We start from the raw sequence: 1,487 nt of genomic DNA, 5'->3' as shown, positions 1-1,487 counted from the left end.
CTGGCGGGCTTTGTCGCCGACAGCGGACTGCGTCCGCGCTACCCGGCCGTAGAGGTTTACCGGGTGGAGGTCGCCGGTGATCCGGGCGCCCCGTACTTCGCGGACGTCGACCGGTTGCCCCGGGTGGACGGCGGACCGGAGGCGCTGCTGCGCCTCGACGAGCGGCGCCGGCTGCAGGGCCTGCCGCCGCTGGGCCCCGCGCTGATGACCGCCGACGCGCGCGGCGCCGGATTGCCGGTGCCCTCGGTGACCATCACCGACACCCCGGTGGCCCGCGAGACCGATTACGGCCGGGTGGACCAACATTCGTCGGCCATCCGGGCCGCGGGCGACGCACGGCATACCTACAACCGGGTGCCCGACTATCCCGTCCCCGGGGCCGACTTGGTCGTCGGCGCCTGGAGCGGCGGCCGGATCACCGTGTCGAGCTCGTCGTCGGACTCCACCGCGATGCCCGACGTCGCGCCGGCGACCTCCCCCGTCGCCGCCATCGACGGCGACCCGGCGACCGCGTGGGTGTCCAACTCGCTGCAATCGGCGGTGGGCCAGTGGCTGCAGGTCGATTTCGACCACCCGGTCACCAACGCGGCGATCACCCTGACACCCAGCGCGACGGCCGTCGGCGCGCAGGTGCGCCGCATCCTGATCGAGACCGCCACCGGCAGCACCACCTTGCGGTTCGACGAGCCCGGCAAGCCGCTCGCCGCCGCGTTGCCCTACGGCGAGACGCCGTGGGTGCGGATCACCGCCGCGGGCACCGACGACGGGTCCCCGGGCGTGCAGTTCGGCATCACCGACCTGTCGATCACCCAGTACGACGCGTCCGGATTCGCCCACCAGCTCGACCTGCGGCACACCGTGCGCGTCCCGGGGCCGCCGCCCGGCGCGGCGGTCGCGGGCTGGGACCTGGGTTCCGAGCTGCTGGGCAGGCCGGGCTGCGCGTCGACGCCGGAGGGCGTGCGCTGCGCGCCGTCCATGGCGCTGACACCCGAAGAGCCGGTCAATCTCAGCCGGACGCTGACCGTTCCGGCACCGATGTCGGTCACCCGGGGATGCAGTGGGAGTGTCTGCGGTTCACCGGGCTTCAACGCGTGCACCTGCGGGCCGTCGCCCAGGTTGACCGCCACCATCGTCGGATGGGCGGGCAACGCCGACCGGCTCGACGCCAGCCGGAGCGCGGTGACCTCGGTGGGCCGCGGCAGGGTGAGCGTCAAGGTGGGCGGGGTCTTGTGCTGCACCACCCGCTGCGGTGCCGTCCATGCCGTCGCCGGGTCGCCGTCGGTCGCCGCATACGCCGAGCCGAGGACGTCCACCAGGTCGGAGTCGCCCCGTGCCCTGGTGGTGTTCGGCTCGGCGAGCAGGTCGGCCAGCTTGGGCCCCTGCCGCGGCCGCACCCACACCAACGGGGTCACCGACATCGGTGCCGGAACGGTCAGCGTCCGGCTGAGATTGACCGGCTCTTCGGGTGTCAGCGCCATGGACGGCGC

Annotated in this window: 1 protein-coding gene; it reads left to right on the top strand. The window is 73.7% G+C overall.

All coding sequences use genetic code 11. The features are described from left to right. Nucleotides 1-1,487, top strand: a 1,487-nt coding sequence (locus A5697_RS13700; RefSeq protein ID WP_231972066.1) for a discoidin domain-containing protein, incomplete at both ends; no start/stop codon positions are given.

Source organism: Mycobacterium sp. E3251, assembly GCF_001666835.1.
Classification (GTDB): domain Bacteria; phylum Actinomycetota; class Actinomycetes; order Mycobacteriales; family Mycobacteriaceae; genus Mycobacterium.
Note: the sequence above shows the minus strand (reverse complement) of the source record. Positions and strands in the feature narration are given on the sequence as shown.